This window comes from Streptomyces sp. NPDC043812, assembly GCF_056436245.1.
Genome location: NZ_JBWKCY010000010.1, coordinates 72,753 through 91,038 on the forward strand (window position 1 = coordinate 72,753; position 18,286 = coordinate 91,038).

The 18,286-nt window shown below is 71.3% G+C and carries 14 protein-coding genes; 9 read left to right on the forward strand and 5 right to left on the reverse strand.

Annotated elements, in window-relative coordinates:
- Window positions 1–4: 4 nt before the first annotated feature.
- A complete protein-coding gene (locus tag AC067Z_RS16725) occupies window positions 5–817 on the forward strand; it encodes an MBL fold metallo-hydrolase (RefSeq protein ID WP_478790255.1) in 813 nt (270 codons plus the stop codon).
- Window positions 818–1,412: 595 nt separating this feature from the next.
- Here the strand turns inward: AC067Z_RS16725 and AC067Z_RS16730 are convergent.
- The 4 genes from AC067Z_RS16730 to gndA form a co-directional block, all read right to left on the reverse strand.
- The gene (locus tag AC067Z_RS16730) at window positions 1,413–3,197 is read right to left on the reverse strand and encodes a nickel transporter (protein WP_478790256.1); all 1,785 of its coding nucleotides are present in this window, start codon (window positions 3,195–3,197) and stop codon (window positions 1,413–1,415) included.
- On the reverse strand, window positions 3,194–4,600 hold the full coding sequence (locus AC067Z_RS16735; RefSeq protein ID WP_478790257.1) for a tetratricopeptide repeat protein: 1,407 nt from the start codon (window positions 4,598–4,600) through the stop codon (window positions 3,194–3,196). The genes AC067Z_RS16730 and AC067Z_RS16735 overlap by 4 nt, the downstream gene beginning before the upstream one ends.
- A 105-nt stretch (window positions 4,601–4,705) precedes the next feature.
- Entirely contained in the window at window positions 4,706–6,244 is a 1,539-nt protein-coding gene (locus tag AC067Z_RS16740) for a DUF4331 domain-containing protein (protein WP_478790258.1), read from the reverse strand.
- Window positions 6,245–6,644: 400 nt separating this feature from the next.
- On the reverse strand, window positions 6,645–8,087 hold the full coding sequence (gene gndA / locus AC067Z_RS16745) for an NADP-dependent phosphogluconate dehydrogenase (protein WP_478790259.1): 1,443 nt from the start codon (window positions 8,085–8,087) through the stop codon (window positions 6,645–6,647).
- A gap of 396 nt (window positions 8,088–8,483) precedes the next feature.
- On the opposite strand from gndA, the gene AC067Z_RS16750 reads away from it, so the two are divergent.
- From AC067Z_RS16750 to AC067Z_RS16785, 8 genes are all read left to right on the forward strand, one after another.
- Window positions 8,484–9,245 carry a DeoR/GlpR family DNA-binding transcription regulator gene (locus AC067Z_RS16750; RefSeq protein ID WP_478790260.1) on the forward strand — a complete coding sequence of 254 codons (762 nt, stop codon included), beginning with the start codon at window positions 8,484–8,486 and terminating at the stop codon, window positions 9,243–9,245.
- 105 nt (window positions 9,246–9,350) lie between these two features.
- Entirely contained in the window at window positions 9,351–10,709 is a 1,359-nt protein-coding gene (locus tag AC067Z_RS16755; protein WP_478790261.1) for an ABC transporter substrate-binding protein, read from the forward strand.
- The gene (locus AC067Z_RS16760) at window positions 10,706–11,692 is read left to right on the forward strand and encodes a carbohydrate ABC transporter permease (protein ID WP_478790262.1); all 987 of its coding nucleotides are present in this window, start codon (window positions 10,706–10,708) and stop codon (window positions 11,690–11,692) included. Before AC067Z_RS16755 ends, AC067Z_RS16760 begins: the two co-directional genes overlap by 4 nt.
- Window positions 11,689–12,567, forward strand: a complete 879-nt coding sequence (locus tag AC067Z_RS16765) for a carbohydrate ABC transporter permease (RefSeq protein WP_478790263.1) — start codon at window positions 11,689–11,691, stop codon at window positions 12,565–12,567. The genes AC067Z_RS16760 and AC067Z_RS16765 overlap by 4 nt, the downstream gene beginning before the upstream one ends.
- Entirely contained in the window at window positions 12,564–13,553 is a 990-nt protein-coding gene (locus AC067Z_RS16770; protein WP_478790264.1) for a zinc-dependent alcohol dehydrogenase family protein, read from the forward strand. Before AC067Z_RS16765 ends, AC067Z_RS16770 begins: the two co-directional genes overlap by 4 nt.
- The gene (locus AC067Z_RS16775) at window positions 13,550–14,452 is read left to right on the forward strand and encodes a carbohydrate kinase family protein (protein ID WP_478790265.1); all 903 of its coding nucleotides are present in this window, start codon (window positions 13,550–13,552) and stop codon (window positions 14,450–14,452) included. The genes AC067Z_RS16770 and AC067Z_RS16775 overlap by 4 nt, the downstream gene beginning before the upstream one ends.
- A gap of 113 nt (window positions 14,453–14,565) precedes the next feature.
- A complete protein-coding gene (locus tag AC067Z_RS16780) occupies window positions 14,566–15,813 on the forward strand; it encodes an ROK family transcriptional regulator (protein ID WP_478790266.1) in 1,248 nt (415 codons plus the stop codon).
- Window positions 15,814–16,014: 201 nt separating this feature from the next.
- Window positions 16,015–17,241 (forward strand): transglycosylase family protein, encoded by a 1,227-nt coding sequence (locus tag AC067Z_RS16785; RefSeq protein ID WP_478790267.1) that lies wholly within the window; start codon window positions 16,015–16,017, stop codon window positions 17,239–17,241.
- Here AC067Z_RS16785 and AC067Z_RS16790 read toward each other — a convergent pair.
- Window positions 17,122–18,171 carry a DMT family transporter gene (locus tag AC067Z_RS16790; RefSeq protein WP_478790268.1) on the reverse strand — a complete coding sequence of 350 codons (1,050 nt, stop codon included), beginning with the start codon at window positions 18,169–18,171 and terminating at the stop codon, window positions 17,122–17,124. The genes AC067Z_RS16785 and AC067Z_RS16790 overlap by 120 nt on opposite strands.
- Window positions 18,172–18,286 lie beyond the last annotated feature (115 nt).

An 18,286-nucleotide genomic window follows, 5' to 3' on the forward strand; every position in this document is an offset into this window, starting at 1 on the left:
AGCCATGGCCATTCACAGAATCGGGCACGACATCAGTGTCCTCAACGATCACCTGGAGGTGCCGGGCCTCGGCTTCCTCGCGGTGAACGCCTTCGTGCTCCACGCCACCGAGCCGGTCGTCGTCGACACCGGACTCGGCCTGCCCGACCGGAACTTCCTCAACCTGCTGGGTTCCGTCGTCGACCCCGAGGACGTGCGCTGGATCTGGCTCACGCACCCCGACCGCGACCACACCGGCGGACTCTTCGCCCTCCTGGACGCCGCGCCCCGGGCCCGTGTCGTGACCACGTTCCTGGGCGCGGGCATCATGTCCTGCGAGCACCCGCTGCCCATGGACCGGGTGTTCCTGCTCAACCCGGGACAGTCCCTCGACGTGGGCGACCGCACCCTGGTGGGGTTCCGCCCGCCGCTGTTCGACAACCCGGCGACTGTGGGCTTCTACGACGCCAAGTCGGCCACCTGCTTCAGCTCCGACTGCTTCGGCGCGGTCCTGCCGAGCCCCGACCTCGCCGAGGGGGCGAGCGCGGGCGACGTCAAGGACGACGAGCTGCGCGCGAACCAGCTGCTGTGGGCGACCGTCGACAGCCCGTGGATCCACAACATCGACGAGGAGAAGTACGCGGCGACGGTGCGGCCCCTGCGTGAGATGGCGCTCGAGGCCGTGCTCAGCACGCATCTGCCGCCCGCTGTCGGCCTCGCCCCCCAAATGATCGAGAACATCTCCGCCGCGCCGGGCGCGGACCCGTTCATCGGCCCCGACCAGCAGGCACTGGAGCAGATGCTCGCCGGCTTCGAACCGGAGGGCGCCCCTCGATGAGCGGCCCGTGACCTCGTACGATCCGGAGATACCGGCCCTGCGCGCTCCGCGGTCCAGGGCCTGCGTACTACGGATGTCGTCGTGCCGACGCGGAGACGATCGCCGATGCGGCCACCCGTCCATGGACTGCTTAGCCGCTGCTTCGCGGTCCCGGGTCCGCAGCGGGCGGCCGCAGTTCGCGCCCGATCTTGACGAGTGGATCGGACGAGCGTGGGAACGCGCACCGGTGGACAGTGGGAACGCACGTCTTCGCACCCTGGAGGTCCGGCATGACCCATCCGTACCCCGACCCCGCACCGCCGGTGCCCACTCCGCCGCCGGGGCCGCCGCCCGACCCGGGCCCGCTGCCGGGCCCGGTGCCGACGCCGTCGCCCCCGCCGGGGCCCGCTCCGGACCCGATTCCCCAGCCGCCGGGCCCCAACCCGGACCCGGTCCCGCCGCCCGAACCCCAGCCGGGCCCGGTGTGACCGGCCCGACCGGGTGACGGCACAGCGTTCGCGCGAGAGCGCGATGTCCGTCGGCAGGTCCCGCGCCCGAGCACTTCGCCCCGCCGGTTTCCCGGCGGGGCGAAGTGCTGCGGAGGCTGTGCCTAGGCTCAGCCCAGCGCCGTTGCCACGCCCCTGAGCAACAGGCCGCATCCCAGCGTGAGGACGACAGCCGCCGAGGCGAGCGGGGCCGCACGGCGGGCCAGGGAGAAGAAGCGTCCCTGCGGCCGCAGCGCCAGCCTGCGTGTCGTGGTGTCACGCAACCGCACCACCGCGAACCCGGCCGCCGCGAGCGTGAGCGCCAACCCGGCCCCGTACGCGATGACCAGCAGGAACCCGAACCAGGCCTGCCCGAGAGCTGCCGCTCCGACCAGGACGACCACGGCCGAGGGACTCGGCACCAGTCCTCCTGCGAGGCCCATGAGGATCACCCCGCGCAGCCCGGGGGCGGGGGGCACATGCGAATGAGCGTGGCCGTGCTCGTGGGCGTGACCGCTGCTGTGACTGTGCTCGTGAGTGTGGCCGTGGCCGTGGGCGTGCTCGTGCTCGTGACCGCCGATGTGACTGTGGCCGTGGCCGCGGTCGTGCCGGTGGCCGTGCTCGTGCCCGCTGCTGTGGCTGTGTTCGTGGCCGTGTCCGTCCCCGTGCTCCTGCCCGTCGGCAACGGGTGCTGTCCCGGCCGAGGACGGGCCATCCGCTCCGACGTGCCCATGGCCTACTGCGGCCAGCACCGGCACCCGCTCCTCGGCGTGGAGGCGTTCCGCCCCGCCGGCCTGCGGACGACCCTGTGCAGGGGAATGGTCGTGCACGTGCCCGTGCCCGTGCGGGACCTTGCGGCGTCGCCACGCCCTGCGCACCAGCAGCGTCCCCGCGACCGCCACCAGCGCGCCGCTGACGACCGTCAGCCAGGACACCACCGTGGGCGCAGCCGCGGAGCCCGCGGTGATCAGCGCTCCCAGGGCGAAGACGCCCAGCGTGTGCGTCATGGTCACCGATGCTCCGAGGGCGAGCACGTCGCGCAGGGAAGCCCGGCCGCCGGCCGTGGCTGCGGCAGCCATCATCGTCTTGCCGTGACCGGGTGCCAGCGCGTGCAGGGCACCGAGGAGGAGGGAGACGGCGAGCGCGAACGCCCCGAAGCCGACGGTCAGTTCATGCCTCGCCACCAGTCCGGTCAGTGCCTGGGCCCATCGGTCGGCGCCGCGCGGCAGCACACCTGCCGCGGGAGAACCGCTGCCGGCACTCTCGCTCCCGGCGAGGGCCGGACCGCCGGGCCTTGCCGTGAAGCCTGCCGACCTGCGATCGGGCGGTGAGGAGAGAAGATCGCCGGGGTACTGGGCCAGCCGCCGCGAGAGCGAGTCCTGCGGCACGTCCGATCCGTCGAGTGTCATCCGGTCGCCCCGCCCGGTGATCTCCCGCCACCCGGCCACGGTCGCGGCATCCGCCGGCCGGTACGAGATCCGGATCTCCTCGCCGCGTGCCAGTGGCGCCGTCAGTTCGCAGGTCACGCGCAGTGTCGGCAGTCCGGCCTGCCCGGGACGTACCTCTGCGCGTGCCCGGCCGGCCACGACCGCGGCCCGGTCGTCCGCGCCGACGGTGAGCCGGGCGCCGTGCGCCGCGGTGTCGCACCGGGTGCGGGCCCATGCCAACAGTTCGCCCTCGGCCAGCCGGTCGTCCCCGTCGGTATCGATACGGGGCTTTTCCTGCGCGGCCGGAATCTCCGCGAGGTCCTCCACATGGTCCACCCGCAGCCGGCCCGGAGAAACGACAAGACCGTCGTACTGGCTCACCGTGAAGTTCCCGAGCGGATGAGCCTCGGCCGCCGGCGCCGGGAGCAGCGCGAGCGCGGCCCCCGCCGTGAGCGCGGCCAGTGTGCCGGCGGCGGTGCGGCGCTTCACGACGCCCTCCGGTCGCTCGGGCCCGCTGCCCCCGACAGGGTTTTCAGGGCGGACCTGGCCTTGCGCGCATCGACGGGTGAGAAGCCCGGGTTCAGATCGAGCGCGGCGCGCAGATGGCGCTCGGCCGGCGCGTCGTCGCCGAGGGCGCGCTCGATCATGCCGCGGTGGAAGAGGAACGACGCATGGCGATACCCCGGCGAGGCGGCCGTCGCCTTCGCCGCGTACGGCAACGCCTCCCGGTCCTTGCCGTTCACGTGCAGCGCCCACGCCAGAGCGTCCGCGGTGTGGACGGTCTCGCGGCGCTTCCATTCGGCGCGTGCCGATGTCAGCGCCTCGCGGGCGTCACCGTGGTCGGCCGCGACGAGGGCCGATTCCAGGTCCGTGGCGACACCGTTCGCGGAGGCCAGCCGCATCCACGTGCCGGCCAGTTCGTACTGCTCCGCCGCCCCCGCACGGTCCCCGGCCGTCTCGCGCAGTTCCCCGAGGGCCGCCACTGCGCCCGGGAGCGGCTGGAGGCGTACGACCTTCTCCAGATCGCTCAGCGCCCGCTTCGTATCTCCTTGTGCGGCGTAGGTGCGTCCACGCCCCTCCCGTGCCGGCAGATACTCCGGATCGGCGCGCAGCGCGGCGGCGAAGTGATCGAGTGCCTGCGGGTACTGGCCCTGGCTCCACGCCAGTTGACCGAGAGCGGTGGCGACGTACGCCATGTCCCCGGTACCCGTCGCGGACTCCAGCGCCCTCGTCAGCACTCGTCGTGCCCCCTTCGCGTCGCCGCGCAGCTCCAGCACGTACGCGTACCGGGTGAAGACCGGGATGCCGGGGCGTCGGCCGTCGGCGAGCTGCACCGCCCGGTACGCCTCGTCGTAGCGGCCGAGCTCGACGAGCGCGTCGACCCGGCAGGCCAGAGCCCGTTCGCTGTACGCGTTCACTCGCAGAGCCCGGTCCGCCAGGGCGAGAGCCGTGTCGAAGTCGTGCCGGGCCGCGGCAAGCGCTGCCTGTCCCGCGAGGGCGGCGTCGTTCTCGTCGGCGGGACGCAGCTTCAGCGAGCGTGCGAACGCCTTCTCCGCCTGCGGATACCGTGTCGGATCGCCACTGATCCGCGCCTGTTCGACGTACGCGGCGCCCAGCGTCGCCCACCCGGAGGCGTCCTTGGGCTGGGCGTCGAGGTGCTTCTGCAGGGTGGCGGTGCCCTGCGCGAGATCGCCGGCCGCCAGCCGTTCGACGGGCATGCCTGCGGCGAGCGCGGGCGCCGTCCGTGCGGGCCGTTCGGAGTCACCGTCCGCACCGGCGGCCACCGAGGCGGCGGTGAATCCCAGGGCCACGGCCGCAGCGACCGCGATCCGCAGACGCGGGCCGAACCCTCGCTCACGCACTCGCGCGAGCAGCGGCTTCCGTACGGGCATGTGTGTCAACTTCCTCGGTGCTGTCGAAGGGGCGGCCCGCCGGCGCCGCCGTGGGGGAGCGGATGGCGCCGGCGGGCCGGTCTGGGTGCCGGACGTCCCGGCGGATCAGCCGAGCCAGGAACGGCGGGCGGGGCGGCGGCGGGCGCGCAGCCAGACCGCGCCGAGGACCGCCAGCAGCACAGCTCCGGCACCGGTGGCGGCCATCATCGTGCCGTCGCTCCACGATCCGGTGAGGGTCGACGCTCCGCCGGTCAGACCCGTCGCGTTCTTCTTCTCGGCGTTGGCGGCCGCCCGGGTGTCGGAGCCGGAGGCGGGCAGGGCGACGTACGGGAACGAGTGGCCGAACTCCTTGTCATTGGCGTCGACCGCATCCCCCAAGTCGTTCTTGGAGTCGACGAGTTCGCCCTCGACGACCTGGAGCGCGATGTCGAGCACGTCGTCCGACAGGCGCCGTCCGTTGGGGAAACCGGCGTTGTCGCCGTCCAGGACGCCCAGCCGCTTCGGCTTCGCCTCCGGCTTGATGGAGGTGTTGAGGCGCAGCATCTCCGACGGTGTGCCCCCGGGGGGTTGGTTGAGGTCCTTCACGCCGGTGAGGAACACCGAGACGAGGTCCTCGCGCGGCTCCGCCGGAGCCTTGATCTTGTAGATCGACTCGATGAGCTTCGGCAGCTCGGGCTCGGTGACGTTCTTGAGGAAGTCACCGTCGTTCTCGGGCGACGAGGCGTTGAACTTGTCCTTGTCCTTGACCGGGTTGACCACTTCGTTGACCAGCGGCATGCCGAGCCGCGACACCTGTGTCCAGTCACCGCTGGCGTTCTGCCGCTCCGTCGTCGAGTAGATGCCGATGACGGGCTGCGTCTCGGACTGCCGCAGGTACGCGCTCGGCACCTGCAGGGCGATCGTGTTGACGTTGTAGCCCCTGAGCGTGTCGTTGCCGACCTCCGACAGGTCGCCGCCGTACAGCAGGTCGAAGACGCGCAGGTCGAGGAAGAACGGGTCGTCGGCCTGTCCGGCAAAGGTCTTCAGCCCGCCCGCGACCTCGTGGACAGCCTGGTCGCGCAGCTTCTGGTAGTCGGGCATCGATGCCTTGCCGACGTTCGCGGGCGCGGTCGGCAGGTGCTCGGCGACCTTGTGCGTCGAGACGGCCTTGCCGTGCTCCAGCCTCACGAGCTCGATGTCGTAGGTCTGGGTGAAGTTGAGGTCGGGGTCGTCCAGGCTCTCGACCGCGCCCGTGTTGTGCAGGAAGGTGTTCTCGTTCTTCCGGTGGTCCTTGAAGGTGAACCGGTACAGCAGGTCGTCCTGCGCGTCACCGTCGCTGTCGACGTGGATGCTGTAGCGGGCGTCCTGGGCGAACGGGTAGAAGTTCGGGCCGCCCGCGGGCTCCTGGAACGGCAGCCAGTTCGCCACGAGTGTCGTCGAGTCCGGATGGTCGGGACTGACGAAGGCGTACACGTCCGTGTTGTCGAACTGGGGCTGCCCCGCTATCAGCGGCGCCTCCCGGTGGCTCGAGGCGGTCGCGGTGTGCGGCTTCAGCATCGCCACACCAGCGGCTGTGAGCCCCGCTGCGGCCAGCGCACCGCAGGTGACGAGGGCGATGCTCCTGCGTGCTGGTCGCGGCCACCGGCTTGGGCTGATAGGCGTCATTGCGTTCGTCCTTCGTCCGACATCCGGTCCGATCCGGTTGTACGTCCAGTACGTGCGGGACGGCCGTCCCGTTCGGCGACGATCGCCACAACTTCGGTGGCCCGCCTCGCAGGACGGCCGTCGGACGGGGCAGCGACGGAGGTGGACGGCCATCGGTTTGCGCAGGTGGCGCCCTGTGCGGCCGGCCAGGAGGCCGGGGCGCGGCGGGGCATGGAAGGACTGTCGGAATCCCTTACGGGACAGGGCACTTCACGGGACCGGGTTCTGGACGGCGGGCGGCACGGCACGTTTTGCCGAATTCCGTTTCCGCACCCGGAAGTGCTTCGCCCCGCCGGCACGCCGGCGGGGCGAAGATCAGGCGCCCGGGAGTCATGCCGAGGCGCAGGGACGGGGCATTTGGTCAGTCGGTCGCCACCTCGGACCGGTCACCGCCCCACAGCGTGTGGAACGAGCCCTCCCGGTCCGTCCGCCGGTACGTGTGCGCGCCGAAGAAGTCCCGCTGGCCCTGCGTCAGCGCCGCCGGCAGACGCCGGGCACGCAGGGCGTCGTAATAGGCCAGCGCGGCCGAGAAACCGGGTGTCGGCACACCTTGCCGGGCGGCCGTCGCCACCACGTCGCGCCAGTCGTCCTGCGCGGCCCCGATCTCCTCCGCGAACTCCTTGTCCGACAGCAGGCTGGGCAGGTCGGGCTGCGCGTCGTACGCCCCGCGGATCCGGTCCAGGAACGCCGCCCGGATGATGCACCCCGCCCGCCAGATCGCCGCGACCGCCCCCTCGTCGACGCCCCAGCCGTACTCCTCGCTGCCCGCCTGCACCTGGTGGAAGCCCTGCGTGTACGACACGATCTTCGAGGCGTACAGAGCCTGCTCGACCTGGGCGGCGAAGCGGGCCGCCTCGCTCTCGCCCAGCGGCTTCGCCGACGGGCCGGGAAGTTCCCTGGAGGCCTCGCGCAGCTCTGCGTGCCCCGAAACGGAACGTGCGAAGACCGCCTCGGCGATGCCCGACACCGGGACACCCAGATCGAGGGCGATCTGCACAGTCCAGCGGCCCGTACCCTTCTGCTCGGCCCGGTCGGTGACGATGTCGACGAACGGCTTGCCGGTCGCCGCGTCCGTGTGCGCCAGCACCTCCGCGGTGATCTCGATGAGGTACGAGTCCAGCCGCCCGGTGTTCCAGGTGCGGAAGGTCTCGGCGATCTGCGCGGGGGAGTACCCGGCGACAGCGCGCAGCAGGTGGTACGCCTCCGCGATCAGCTGCATGTCCGCGTACTCGATGCCGTTGTGGACCATCTTCACGAAGTGACCGGCACCGTCCGGGCCGACGTGGGTGACGCACGGTGCGCCGTCGGGCGCCTTCGCGGCGATCCTCTCCAGCAGCGGGCCGAGCGATTGGTACGACTCGGCGGAACCGCCCGGCATGATGCTGGGCCCGTTCAGCGCCCCCTCCTCACCGCCGGAGATGCCCACACCCACGAAATGGATACCGCGCTCCCGCAGCTCCTTCTCGCGCCGCCGGGTGTCCGCGAAGTGGGCGTTGCCGCCGTCGATGATGACGTCGCCCTCCTCCAGCAGCGGCGCGAACTCCTCGATCACCGCGTCCGTCGGCTCGCCCGCCTTGACCATGATGACCAGACGCCGCGGCCGCTCCAGTGCGGCGACGAACTCCTGCGCCGACTCGGCGGCGACGAACGTGCCCTCGTCACCGAATTCCTCGACCAGCGCCCGCGTGCGCGCCGCCGTCCGGTTGTGCACGGCGACGGTGAATCCGTTGCGCGCGAAGTTGCGGGCGAGGTTGCGGCCCATCACCGCGAGCCCGGTGACGCCGATCTGGGCGGTTCCACTCATGCGTGTGCTCCTGGGTGTCCTGGATATCCGTGATGTTCGTCGGAAGAACCGGTCCGTTCCGCCCTACGCATACGTACGGGCGACCCCGGCCATTCATCGATCGTCCGGGTACGGGCGGTGTTCCGCACCCCTACCCGGGCACGCGCGCCCGCACGCGGGCGCCGTTCGGGCTTCGTCAGGACCGAAGCGGGCGGCCGGCCCGGCAGCCGCGGCCGCCGAAGGCCGTCCCACCAGCGGGGACGCGAAATCCGAAACGGGCAGGAACGGGCACACCGTATCCGGCGAAGACGCTGGTCCAGCAGGGGGGCCTGCTTGTACAAACGACGCATGGGCCCGAACGGACGACGGGCCCGAGGGCAACACCGGAGCAGCACCAGCACAGCAGGGAAGTGTGTCGTGGACACCGAGGAACGCCGACGCGGAATTCTCGACACGGCCCGACGGGACGGGTCGGTCGAGGTCAACACGCTGGCCGTCCGCTTTCGGGTGGCCAAGGAGACCATCCGCCGGGATCTCCACACCCTGGAGGAGCACGGACTGGTCCGGCGCACGCACGGCGGTGCCCATCCGGTGGAGAGCGCCGGGTTCGAGACGACGCTCTCCATGCGTACCACCCGCCACGTACCGCAGAAGTCGAGGATCGCGGCGGCCGCCGCCGATCTGCTGGGTGACGCGGAAACCGTCTTCGTCGACGAGGGCTTCACCCCGCAGCTCGTCGCCGATGCCCTGCCCCGGGACCGGCCGCTGACCGTGGTCACCGCCTCGCTGGCGGTGGCGACCGTCCTCGCCGACGCGGAGAAGACCGCCGTGCTGCTGCTCGGCGGCCGGGTCCGCGGCCAGACCATGGCCACCGTGGACCACTGGGCCACCCGGATGCTCGCCGACTTCGTCATCGACCTGGCGTACGTAGGAGCCAACGGCATCTCCCGCGAATACGGCCTCACCACCCCCGACCCCGCCGTCGGCGAAGTGAAGGCGCAGGCCATGCGCAGCGCCCGGCGCCGGATCTTCACCGGCGTGCACACCAAGTTCGGCGCGGTCAGCTTCTGCCGCTTCGCCGACGTCGGTGACTTCGAGGCCGTGGTCACCGATGCCGGACTGTCCTCTGCCGAGGCCCAGCGCTACTCCCTGCTGGGGCCGCAGGTCATCCGCGTCTGACCCACCGCTCTCCCGACCCCAACCCGCCGCACGCCGCGTTCCGGGCGAGTCCGGCGTACCCGAAAACGATGCACACCGAGCCGCTACCGATGATCAGGAGAACACATGCCCCACCGACGACGACGACGTGGAATCCGCGTGCGGGCGGGCGCGGGCACAGCAGCCATGACCCTGCTCGCCGCCGGCTGCGCCGGAGCCGGCGGCACCTCCTTCGGAGGCGGTGACGCACTCAACGTGCTCATGGTCAACAACCCGCAGATGGTCGAACTGCAGAAGCTGACCGCCGCGCACTTCACGAAGAAGACCGGGATCAAGGTCCACTTCACCGTGCTTCCGGAGAACGACGTCCGCGACAAGATCAGCCAGGACTTCTCCAACCAGGCCGGGCAGTACGACATCGCCACCATCAGCAACTTCGAGGTCCCGTTCTTCGCCGGGAACGGCTGGCTCCACCCCCTCGACCCGTACACCGCCGCCGACCCCGCCTTCGACCAGGACGACATCCTCGATCCGGTCGCGCAGTCACTCACCCACGAAGGCACGGTGTACGCCCAGCCGTTCTACGGCGAGTCGTCCTTCCTCATGTACCGCAAGGACGTCTTCGCGGCCGAGGGCCTGACCATGCCTGCGAAGCCCACCTGGCAGCAGGTCGCCCGGCTTGCCGCGAAAGCCGACGGCGCGCAGAAGGGCATGAAGGGGATCTGCCTGCGCGGACTGCCCGGCTGGGGCGAGGTCATCGCGCCGCTCACCACCGTCGTCAACACCATGGGCGGCACATGGTTCACCAAGGACTGGCAGGCGCGGCTCGACTCACCCGAGTTCGCCCGGGCCACCAAGTTCTACGTCGACCTCGTCCGCGAGCACGGCGAGTCGGGCGCCGCGCAGTCCGGCTACGCCGAGTGCCTCAACAACATGACGCAGGGCAAGACCGCCATGTGGTACGACGCCACGGCCGGCGCCGGATCGCTGGAGGCCCCTGGCTCACCCGTGAAGGGCCGGATCGGCTACGTACCGGCACCCATTGAGAAGACCGACAGCTCAGGATGGCTCTACACCTGGGCCTGGGGCATGCAGAAGGCGTCCAAGAAGCCCGACAAGGCATGGAAGTTCATCTCCTGGGCGTCCGGCAAGGAGTACGAGGAACTGGTCGGCAAGGAGAGCGGCTGGGCGAACGTGCCCGCCGGCAAACGGGCCTCCACCTACGACCACCCCCAGTACCTCGAGGCGGCGGGGGCCTTCGCGAAGGTCACCGAGCGGGCCATCGCCGGCGCCGATCCGCAGAACCCCGGCACGCAGCCGCGCCCCACCGCCGGCATCCAGTTCGTGGGCATCCCCGAGTTCACCGATCTCGGGACGAAGGTCTCCCAGGAGATCAGCGCGGCCATCGCCGGCCGCCAGTCCGTGTCCCAGGCCATCGCGGCCTCCCAGTCACTGGCCGAGAAGGTCGCCGAGGAGTACCGGTGAGCACCTCCCTCAGTACACCGTCGCACCCACGGGCGGGCACCGTACCCGGCCCCGCCGAGCCGGCCGTCCGCCCCGCGGGGAGCAGGAAGGGGATACGCGCCTGGGCCACCCGGGCACCGCTCCTGCCCGCCCTGGTCTTCCTCATCGCCGTCACCCAACTGCCGTTCGTGGCCACACTCGTGATCTCGCTCTTCGACTGGAACTCGCTCGATCCGGACGAACGCGCCTTCACCGGGCTGACGAACTACGCCGCCGTGTTCACGGACGCAGCACTGCGCGAGTCCGTCCTCACCACCGTCGTGCTGACCGCGAGCGTGGTCGTGGCGAGCGTCGTGCTCGGACTGCTCCTCGCTCTGCTGCTGGACCGCGCCTTCTTCGGCCGCGGCATGGTGCGCACTCTGCTCATCACCCCGTTCCTGCTGGTGCCGGTCTCCGCGGCCCTGCTGTGGAAGCACGCCCTCTACAACCCCGAGTACGGGTTGTTCAACGGCGCGCTCAACTGGGCCGCAGGACTCTTCGGGGTCGAGGCACCGGCTCAGCCCGACTGGATCTCGGACATGCCGCTGCTCGCCGTCGAAGCGGCCCTCGTGTGGCAGTGGACCCCGTTCATGATGCTGATCCTGCTCGCCGGACTGCAGAGCAGGCCCGCCGAGATGATGGAGGCCGCCCGCCTCGACGGCGCCGGAAACTGGCAGGTCTTCCGCTACCTGACGCTGCCCCATCTGCGCCGCTATCTCGAACTGGGCATCCTGCTCGGTTCGGTGTACATCGTGCAGAACTTCGACGCCGTGTTCACGATCACGTCGGGCGGGCTCGGCACCGCCAATCTCCCGTACACCGTCTACCAGACCTTCTACCAGGCCCACGAGTACGGACTGGCGTCCGCCGCGGGAGTCGTCGTCGTGATCGGCACCATCGTCATCGCGACGTTCGCACTCCGGGTGGTCTCGTCCCTCTTCCGTGAGGAGGCGACCCGCGCATGACCACAGCCACCGCCCGACCGCCGCACCGAACACTGCCACCCGCCGCCCGCAAGGCCCGCCGGCGTTCCGCCGCCCTCGGCCTGACCGCCTGGATCGCCGGCATCGCGTTCTGCCTGCCCGCCCTGTGGATGCTGCTCACCTCCTTCCACTCGGAGGCGGACGCCGCCACCAACCCGCCCTCGCTCGCCGCCTCGCTCACCCTCGACGGCTACCGCGAGTTCTTCGGAGGCGGCGGCGGACCCACCCCCTGGCCCCCGCTGATCAACTCGCTGTCCGCATCCGTGTTCTCCACGATCCTTGTGCTTGCCCTCGCGCTGCCCGCCGCGTACGCCCTGTCCATCCGGCGCGTGCGCAAGTGGACCGACGTGATGTTCTTCTTCCTGTCCACCAAGATGCTGCCGGTCGTCGCCGGACTGCTCCCCGTCTACCTGTTCGCCAAGAACACGGGGATGCTCGACAACATCTGGCTCCTCGTCATCCTCTACACCTCGATGAACCTGCCGATCGCGGTCTGGATGATGCAGTCGTTCCTCGCCGACGTACCCGTCTCCATCATCGAGGCCGCGCAGGTCGACGGCGCACGGCTGCCGACCGTCCTGACCCGGGTCGTCGCACCCGTCGCGGGGCCCGGGATTGCCGCCACCGCACTGATCTGCTTCATCTTCAGCTGGAACGAGCTGCTGTTCGCACGGGTGCTCACCGGCGTCGTCGCCCAGACCGCCCCCGTGCATCTGACCGGATTCGTCACCAGCCAGGGCCTGTTCCTCGCCCAGCTGTGCGCCGCGTCCGTCGTCGTGTCCCTGCCGGTGCTCGCCGCCGGCTACGCCGCCCAGGACAAACTCGTCCAGGGCCTGTCCCTTGGAGCCGTCAAATGAGGGCAGCGATCGTCGAAGCCCCCGGCAAGGTCGTCGTCCGTACCGTCCCCGATCCGACCCCCGGGCCCCGTGACGTCGTCGTCTCGGTGGCGTCCTGCGGACTGTGCGGCACCGATCTGCACATCCTCCAGGGCGAGTTCGCGCCCACCCTGCCCCTCGTGCCCGGCCACGAATTCGCCGGCGAGGTCGTCGGCATCGGCAAGGACGTCACCGAACTGGCCGTCGGCGACCAGGTCGCCGTGGACCCGTCGCTGCACTGCCACGAGTGCCGCTACTGCCGCAGCGGGCGGGGCAACCTCTGCGACCGCTGGGCAGCGATCGGCGTCACCGTCCCCGGTGGCGCCGCCGAGTACGCCGTCGCGCCCGTCGCCAACTGCGTCAGGCTGCCCGCCCACATCGACGTGAAGGACGCCGCACTCATCGAACCGCTGTCGTGCGCCGTACGCGGCTACGACGTGCTCAGCAGCACCCTCGGCGCCGAGGTCCTCGTCTACGGCTCCGGAACGATGGGTCTGATGATGCTGGAACTGGCCAAGCGCACCGGCGCGGCAGGCGTCGACGTCCTCGACGTCAATCCCGACCGGCTCGCCACCGCGGGTCTCCTCGGCTGCTCCCGTACCGCTGCCTCCGCCGACGAACTCGACCGCCCCGGCGGGTGGGACGTCGTCATCGACGCGACCGGCAACGCCAAGGCCATCCAGGACGGCCTCGGGCGCGTCGCCAAGGGAGGCACCTTCCTCCAGTTCGGCGTCGCCGACTACGCCACCACCGCCGTCATCGAGCCGTACCGCATCTACAACCAGGAGATCACCATCACCGGTTCCATGGCGGTGCTCCACAGCTACGAGCGGGCCGCGGCGCTCTTCGCGACCGGGGTGCTCGACCCGTCGGTGTTCATCAGCGACCGGCTGCCGCTGGAGCAGTACCCGGACGCCATCGAACGCTTCAAGGCCGGCCACGGCCGCAAGATCGTGGTGGAGCCGTGAGCCGCGCCGTGCTGGTACTCGGCGAGGCGCTGATCGACCTCGTACCGGAGCCGGGCGACCCCGAGTCCCTGCGCGCCCAGCCCGGCGGCGCGCCCGCCAACGTCGCCGTGGGACTCGCCCGGCTCGGCACGCCGGTCGGCTTCGCCGGGACGCTGGGCGGCGACGCCTTCGCGAGAAGCATCGAGCGACGGCTCACCGGCGCGGGAGTCGACCTCTCCCTGTGCGGGCGTTCCGCCCTGCCCACCACGCTCGCCGTGGCCGATCCGGGGCCGCAGGGCAACCGCTACCACTTCCACACGGACCGCACCGCGGCCTTCGACCTGCCCGACCGGACGGCCGAGGTGGCCCGATTCGGCGCGGTGTACGCGGGCGGACTCGCGGCCGTCGTTGAACCTGCGGCATCCGTCGTCGCCGCGACGGCCCGGGCGGCGGCCCGGGACAGCCTGCTCGTCGTAGATCCCAATGTGCGGGAGGACCGCACCCTCCCGGCGAGCCGCAGCCTCGGCCTGCTGCGTGAACTGTGCGAGGCCGCCGACCTCGTGAAGGCCAGCGACGAGGACCTGGCACGGTTGTGGCCGGACCGCGAGCCGGACACGAGCTGCCGCGAACTCGCGCGCGGCGGCCGGCTCGTGGTCATGACCCGTGGCGCGCGGGGCAGCGTCGCGTACTCGGCCGGTGGCAGCGCCGTCGCCGTTCCTGCCGCACCGGTCGAGGTGGTCAACACCATCGGGGCGGGGGACGCGTTCATGGCGGGTGTGCTCGCGTGGCTCGCCGCCGAATCGTGGCGGCTCGACCTGCCGGACTCGCGTGTCGAGGCGATGCTCGCCTTCGCCTCTCAGGTCGCGGCGTCCGTCTGCGCCACGACGGGCACCGAGCCCTCGGCACCCGTGCGTCTTTGACCCGGCTTCGCACCCTGGGCCCTGTGTCCCCGCCGACGACGCCCGGCGGGGACACATGCCTGCCCGGGGAGCACCGGCACCGCCGGGGTATGTTGCGTCCGGGAAGGAGCACCATGGCGGAGGGCAAGAGACGGACAGTGCGTGACCTGCGGCGGGGCAACCGCGCCCTGGTCCTGCAGCGGTTGTACTTCGACGGGCCGTTGAGCCGCCAGGAGCTCGGACCGGCCACCGGGCTCAGTTCGGGTTCCATCAGCAACGTGGTCTCCGAGCTTGTCGCCGAGGGAGTGCTCGAAGAGGCCGGAATCGTCGACTCCGACGGCGGCCGGCCACGTACACTGTTGCGGGTCGCGCCCGCCGGCGGACTCGTGATCGGCATCGACATCGGCGAGACCCGGGTCCGTGTCGAACTCTTCGACCTCTCCCTCACCGAACTCGCCCGCACCGAGCGGCCGCTCGCCCAGCACGGCTACGACGTCGAGCGCGTCGTCGCCCATGTACGAACCGGTGTCGCCGAGGTGCTCGGCGACTCGGGCGCCGACCCCGCGCGCGTGCTCGGCATCGGCATCGGTGTACCCGGACTCATCGAGCAGTCCGCGCAGCATGGCGCGATCGTGCACGGCCAGACCATCGGCTGGACCGCCGTCCCCTTCGAACAACTGCTGCGCGACGCCGTCGACATCCCGTCGCACGTACCGCTGTTCATCGACAACGGAGCCAAGACCCTCGGCCAGGCCGAGATGTGGTTCGGCGGTGGACGCGGTGCGGCGACGGCCGCGGTCGCGCTCATCGGTTCGGGTGTCGGCGCGTGCGTCGTGCACGCCGCCACCCCCGACGAGGCCGCGCGCACCAGCGCGCTCGAATGGGGCCACACGACGGTACGGATCCGGGGGCGGCGTTGTCGCTGCGGCTCCCTCGGCTGCCTGGAGGCGTACGCCGGTGCGGAAGCGCTCCGTGAGCGCTGGCAGGAGGCGGGCGGACCGCTGCCGGCGGAGGCGGACGACGAGACGGCACTGGCGGCGCTGCTGGCCGCGGCATTTCCCTCGCAGGAGGGGGCGGCCGCGGACCCCGTCGCCCTCTCCCTTTTGGACGACACCGCAGAGTACCTGGGTGCGGCCGTCGCCGATCTGATCAACCTGTTCCGGCCCGAGCGCATTCTGCTCGGGGGCTGGGCGGGGCTGCTGCTCGGCCCGCACCTGCTGCCCGAAGTGCGCCGCCACGCGGGAGAGTACGCGCTCCGCCACGCGGCGTCGCGCACGACGATCGAGCTCGGCAGGCTCGGGGTGGACGCGGTGACGGTGGGGGCGGCGACGCTGCCGCTCTCGGATTTCCTGGAGCGGGGCGGCGGACGCCGCGTCGTGTGACCGGGCGCTGCGCCCGCGAGCGGCCGGACGCTCAGGAACCTGAGCGGGGGTTGGCCAAGCGCGCTCGCGATGCTCCGCCCAAGGGCCTGTCTTCCGGCCACTCTTGGGCCGAAACCTTGTCACCCTCCGTACGCCGCCCCTACGTTGGCCGCTTGCGGCAACACCTGCATGCGTGACCTACATGTAGTGGGGGACCACACCATGGCCGGAACCGGTCGGCACCGCCGATATCAGCCGAGTCGCATCAACAGGGCTTCACTCACCGTCACCGCCGGCGGCGCCGGCATGGCACTGCCCCTCGTCGGCGCGGGATCGGCGCACGCGGCGTCCGTCGACGTCTGGGAGAAGGTCGCCGCCTGCGAGTCCACGAACAACTGGAGCATCAACACCGGCAACGGCTACTACGGCGGGCTGCAGTTCAGCCAGTCCACGTGGGAGGCGTACGGCGGCACCCGGTACGCCGACCGTGCGGATCTCGCCACGAAGGACCAGCAGATCGCCGTCGCGGAGAAGGTCCTCGAAGGACAGGGTCCGCGTGCCTGGCCCACGTGCTCCGAGCGGGCGGGGCTCACCCGCGGCGGCGATGCACCGGACCTCGCCCCGCTCGGGCGCACCACGCCCCGAGCCGCCCCTGCGTCCAAGGCGAGCCCCACCACCGTGCCGACCAAGCGGGAGGGCTACACCGTCGCGAGTGGCGACTCGCTGTCGAGCATCGCCGACCGGGAGAGCATCCGTGGCGGCTGGGAACGGCTGTACGCCCAGAACCGCGCGGTCGTCGGGAACGACCCGGATCTGATCTTCCCCGGCCAGCGGCTCGTCCTGCGCGCCCCCGCGGCCCGGGCCGAAAAGCGCCCCGCGCAGGCCACCCCCGCACCTCCCGAAGCCCGCAAACCCTCGGCGAAGCCCCAGCGGCAGGCTGCCGAGCCCAAGCAGCAGCCGAAAGCCGAGCAACAGGCCAAGCCCAAGCGGCAGCCCAAGCAGCAGGCCAAGCCCAAGCAGCAGGTCAGAACCAATCCCGCTGGCAGCACGTTCAGCGCTCCCGTCGCCGCCGGCCCCTCCACCGCCTACCGCACCGCGGGCTCCTCATGGGCCAGCGGCTACCACACGGGCGTCGACTTCCCCGTGCCCACCGGGACATCCGTGAAGGCCGTCGCCGCAGGCACGGTCGTCTCGGCCGGCTGGGGCGGCGCGTACGGCTACGAGGTCGTCATACGTCACAAGGACGGCAGGTACAGCCAGTACGCGCACCTGTCGGCCCTCACCGTCCGCAGTGGCCAGCACGTGGCCGCAGGACAACGGATCGCCCGTTCAGGATCCACCGGCAACAGCACCGGACCGCATCTGCACTTCGAGATCCGCACCGGCCCCGGATACGGCTCCGACATCGATCCCCTCGCCTACCTCAGATCGGGAGGCGTGTCGATCTGACCCGCGCCGCCCCTCTCGCTGCCGGGCGAGCCGGTCCCCGAGCGGCGTGTCGCGCCGGGCGTCTGAGCGGACGCTCGGCGTGTCCCCACGGCGGACGTCGCCGCCGTTGCCGAGCCGCTCGATCGTCAGCAGGATCAGCCCGCCCGCGGCGACCACTCCGCAGCCGAGCGCCAGGACCGTGCCGGTCACGCCGTAGCGGAAGTCCTCGCCGAACAGGGTGATTCCGACCGCCGCGGCCACCACGGGGTTGATCACCGTGAGGGTGGCGAGCGGCGCCGCCAGGCCCGCGCCCCGGTACGACGCCTGCGACAGCAGCAGCCCGCCGACCGCGAGCACCGCCACGACGATCAGGGCCGGCCACCGGGCGAACGGGTCGTTCCACGCCCAGCCTTCGGCAACGGTCTTCGTGAACACCGACGCGATACCGAACGCGACCCCTGCCGCGCAGGCCAGCAGCACGCTCCGCACGATCGGCCGACGCACGGTCTGCGCGGCCAGGAACAGCAGTGCCACCGCGCCCAGCGTCACCGCCGCGAGCAGTCCGCGCTCCGCGGCGCCCGGCGTGCGTGACGCCCCCTCCTGCGTCAGGGCGAGCAGGCCCGCGAGACCGACCGTTGCCATGATCGCCCCGCGCCACGCCGTCGCTCCGACCCTGCGGTGCACGAACAGCGCGGCCATCGGCAGCGCGAACACGATCGTCAGCGCGCCGAGCGGCTGGACCACGCTCAGCGGACCGTACGCCAGAGCCATCACATGCAGGACCGCGCCCACGCCGTTCAGTGCGACGGCCACCCACCAGCCGCCGTGGTGCAGCGGTGCGTACGGGCGGGAAGGGGTGGTGGTCGCCACGTGCTCCTGGAGGATCGCCCCGGCCGCATAGGCGACCGCGGAGACCAGTGACAGGAGCACGGACAGCGCGAGGAAACTCATAGTGACCACCCTGTCCCCCTTCTGCGTTCACGTCGTCGTTCTTGAGCAGGCACTTGGACGTACTGCTGACGCAGTACGGGACTACTTCCCTGGTCCCCCTTCCGACGGGGGCGCG

Bases quoted from the DNA above. Each gene is read 5' to 3' on its own strand.
- AC067Z_RS16725 (WP_478790255.1), top strand. From the start codon at position 5: ATGGCCATTCACAGAATCGGGCACGACATCAGTGTCCTCAACGATCAC.
- AC067Z_RS16735 (WP_478790257.1), bottom strand. From the start codon at position 4,600: ATGCCCGTACGGAAGCCGCTGCTCGCGCGAGTGCGTGAGCGAGGGTTC.
- AC067Z_RS16740 (WP_478790258.1), bottom strand. From the start codon at position 6,244: ATGACGCCTATCAGCCCAAGCCGGTGGCCGCGACCAGCACGCAGGAGC.
- gndA (WP_478790259.1), bottom strand. From the start codon at position 8,087: ATGAGTGGAACCGCCCAGATCGGCGTCACCGGGCTCGCGGTGATGGGC.
- AC067Z_RS16755 (WP_478790261.1), top strand. From the start codon at position 9,351: ATGCCCCACCGACGACGACGACGTGGAATCCGCGTGCGGGCGGGCGCG.
- AC067Z_RS16765 (WP_478790263.1), top strand. From the start codon at position 11,689: ATGACCACAGCCACCGCCCGACCGCCGCACCGAACACTGCCACCCGCC.
- AC067Z_RS16770 (WP_478790264.1), top strand. From the start codon at position 12,564: ATGAGGGCAGCGATCGTCGAAGCCCCCGGCAAGGTCGTCGTCCGTACC.
- AC067Z_RS16780 (WP_478790266.1), top strand. From the start codon at position 14,566: ATGGCGGAGGGCAAGAGACGGACAGTGCGTGACCTGCGGCGGGGCAAC.
- AC067Z_RS16785 (WP_478790267.1), top strand. From the start codon at position 16,015: ATGGCCGGAACCGGTCGGCACCGCCGATATCAGCCGAGTCGCATCAAC.
- AC067Z_RS16790 (WP_478790268.1), bottom strand. From the start codon at position 18,171: ATGAGTTTCCTCGCGCTGTCCGTGCTCCTGTCACTGGTCTCCGCGGTC.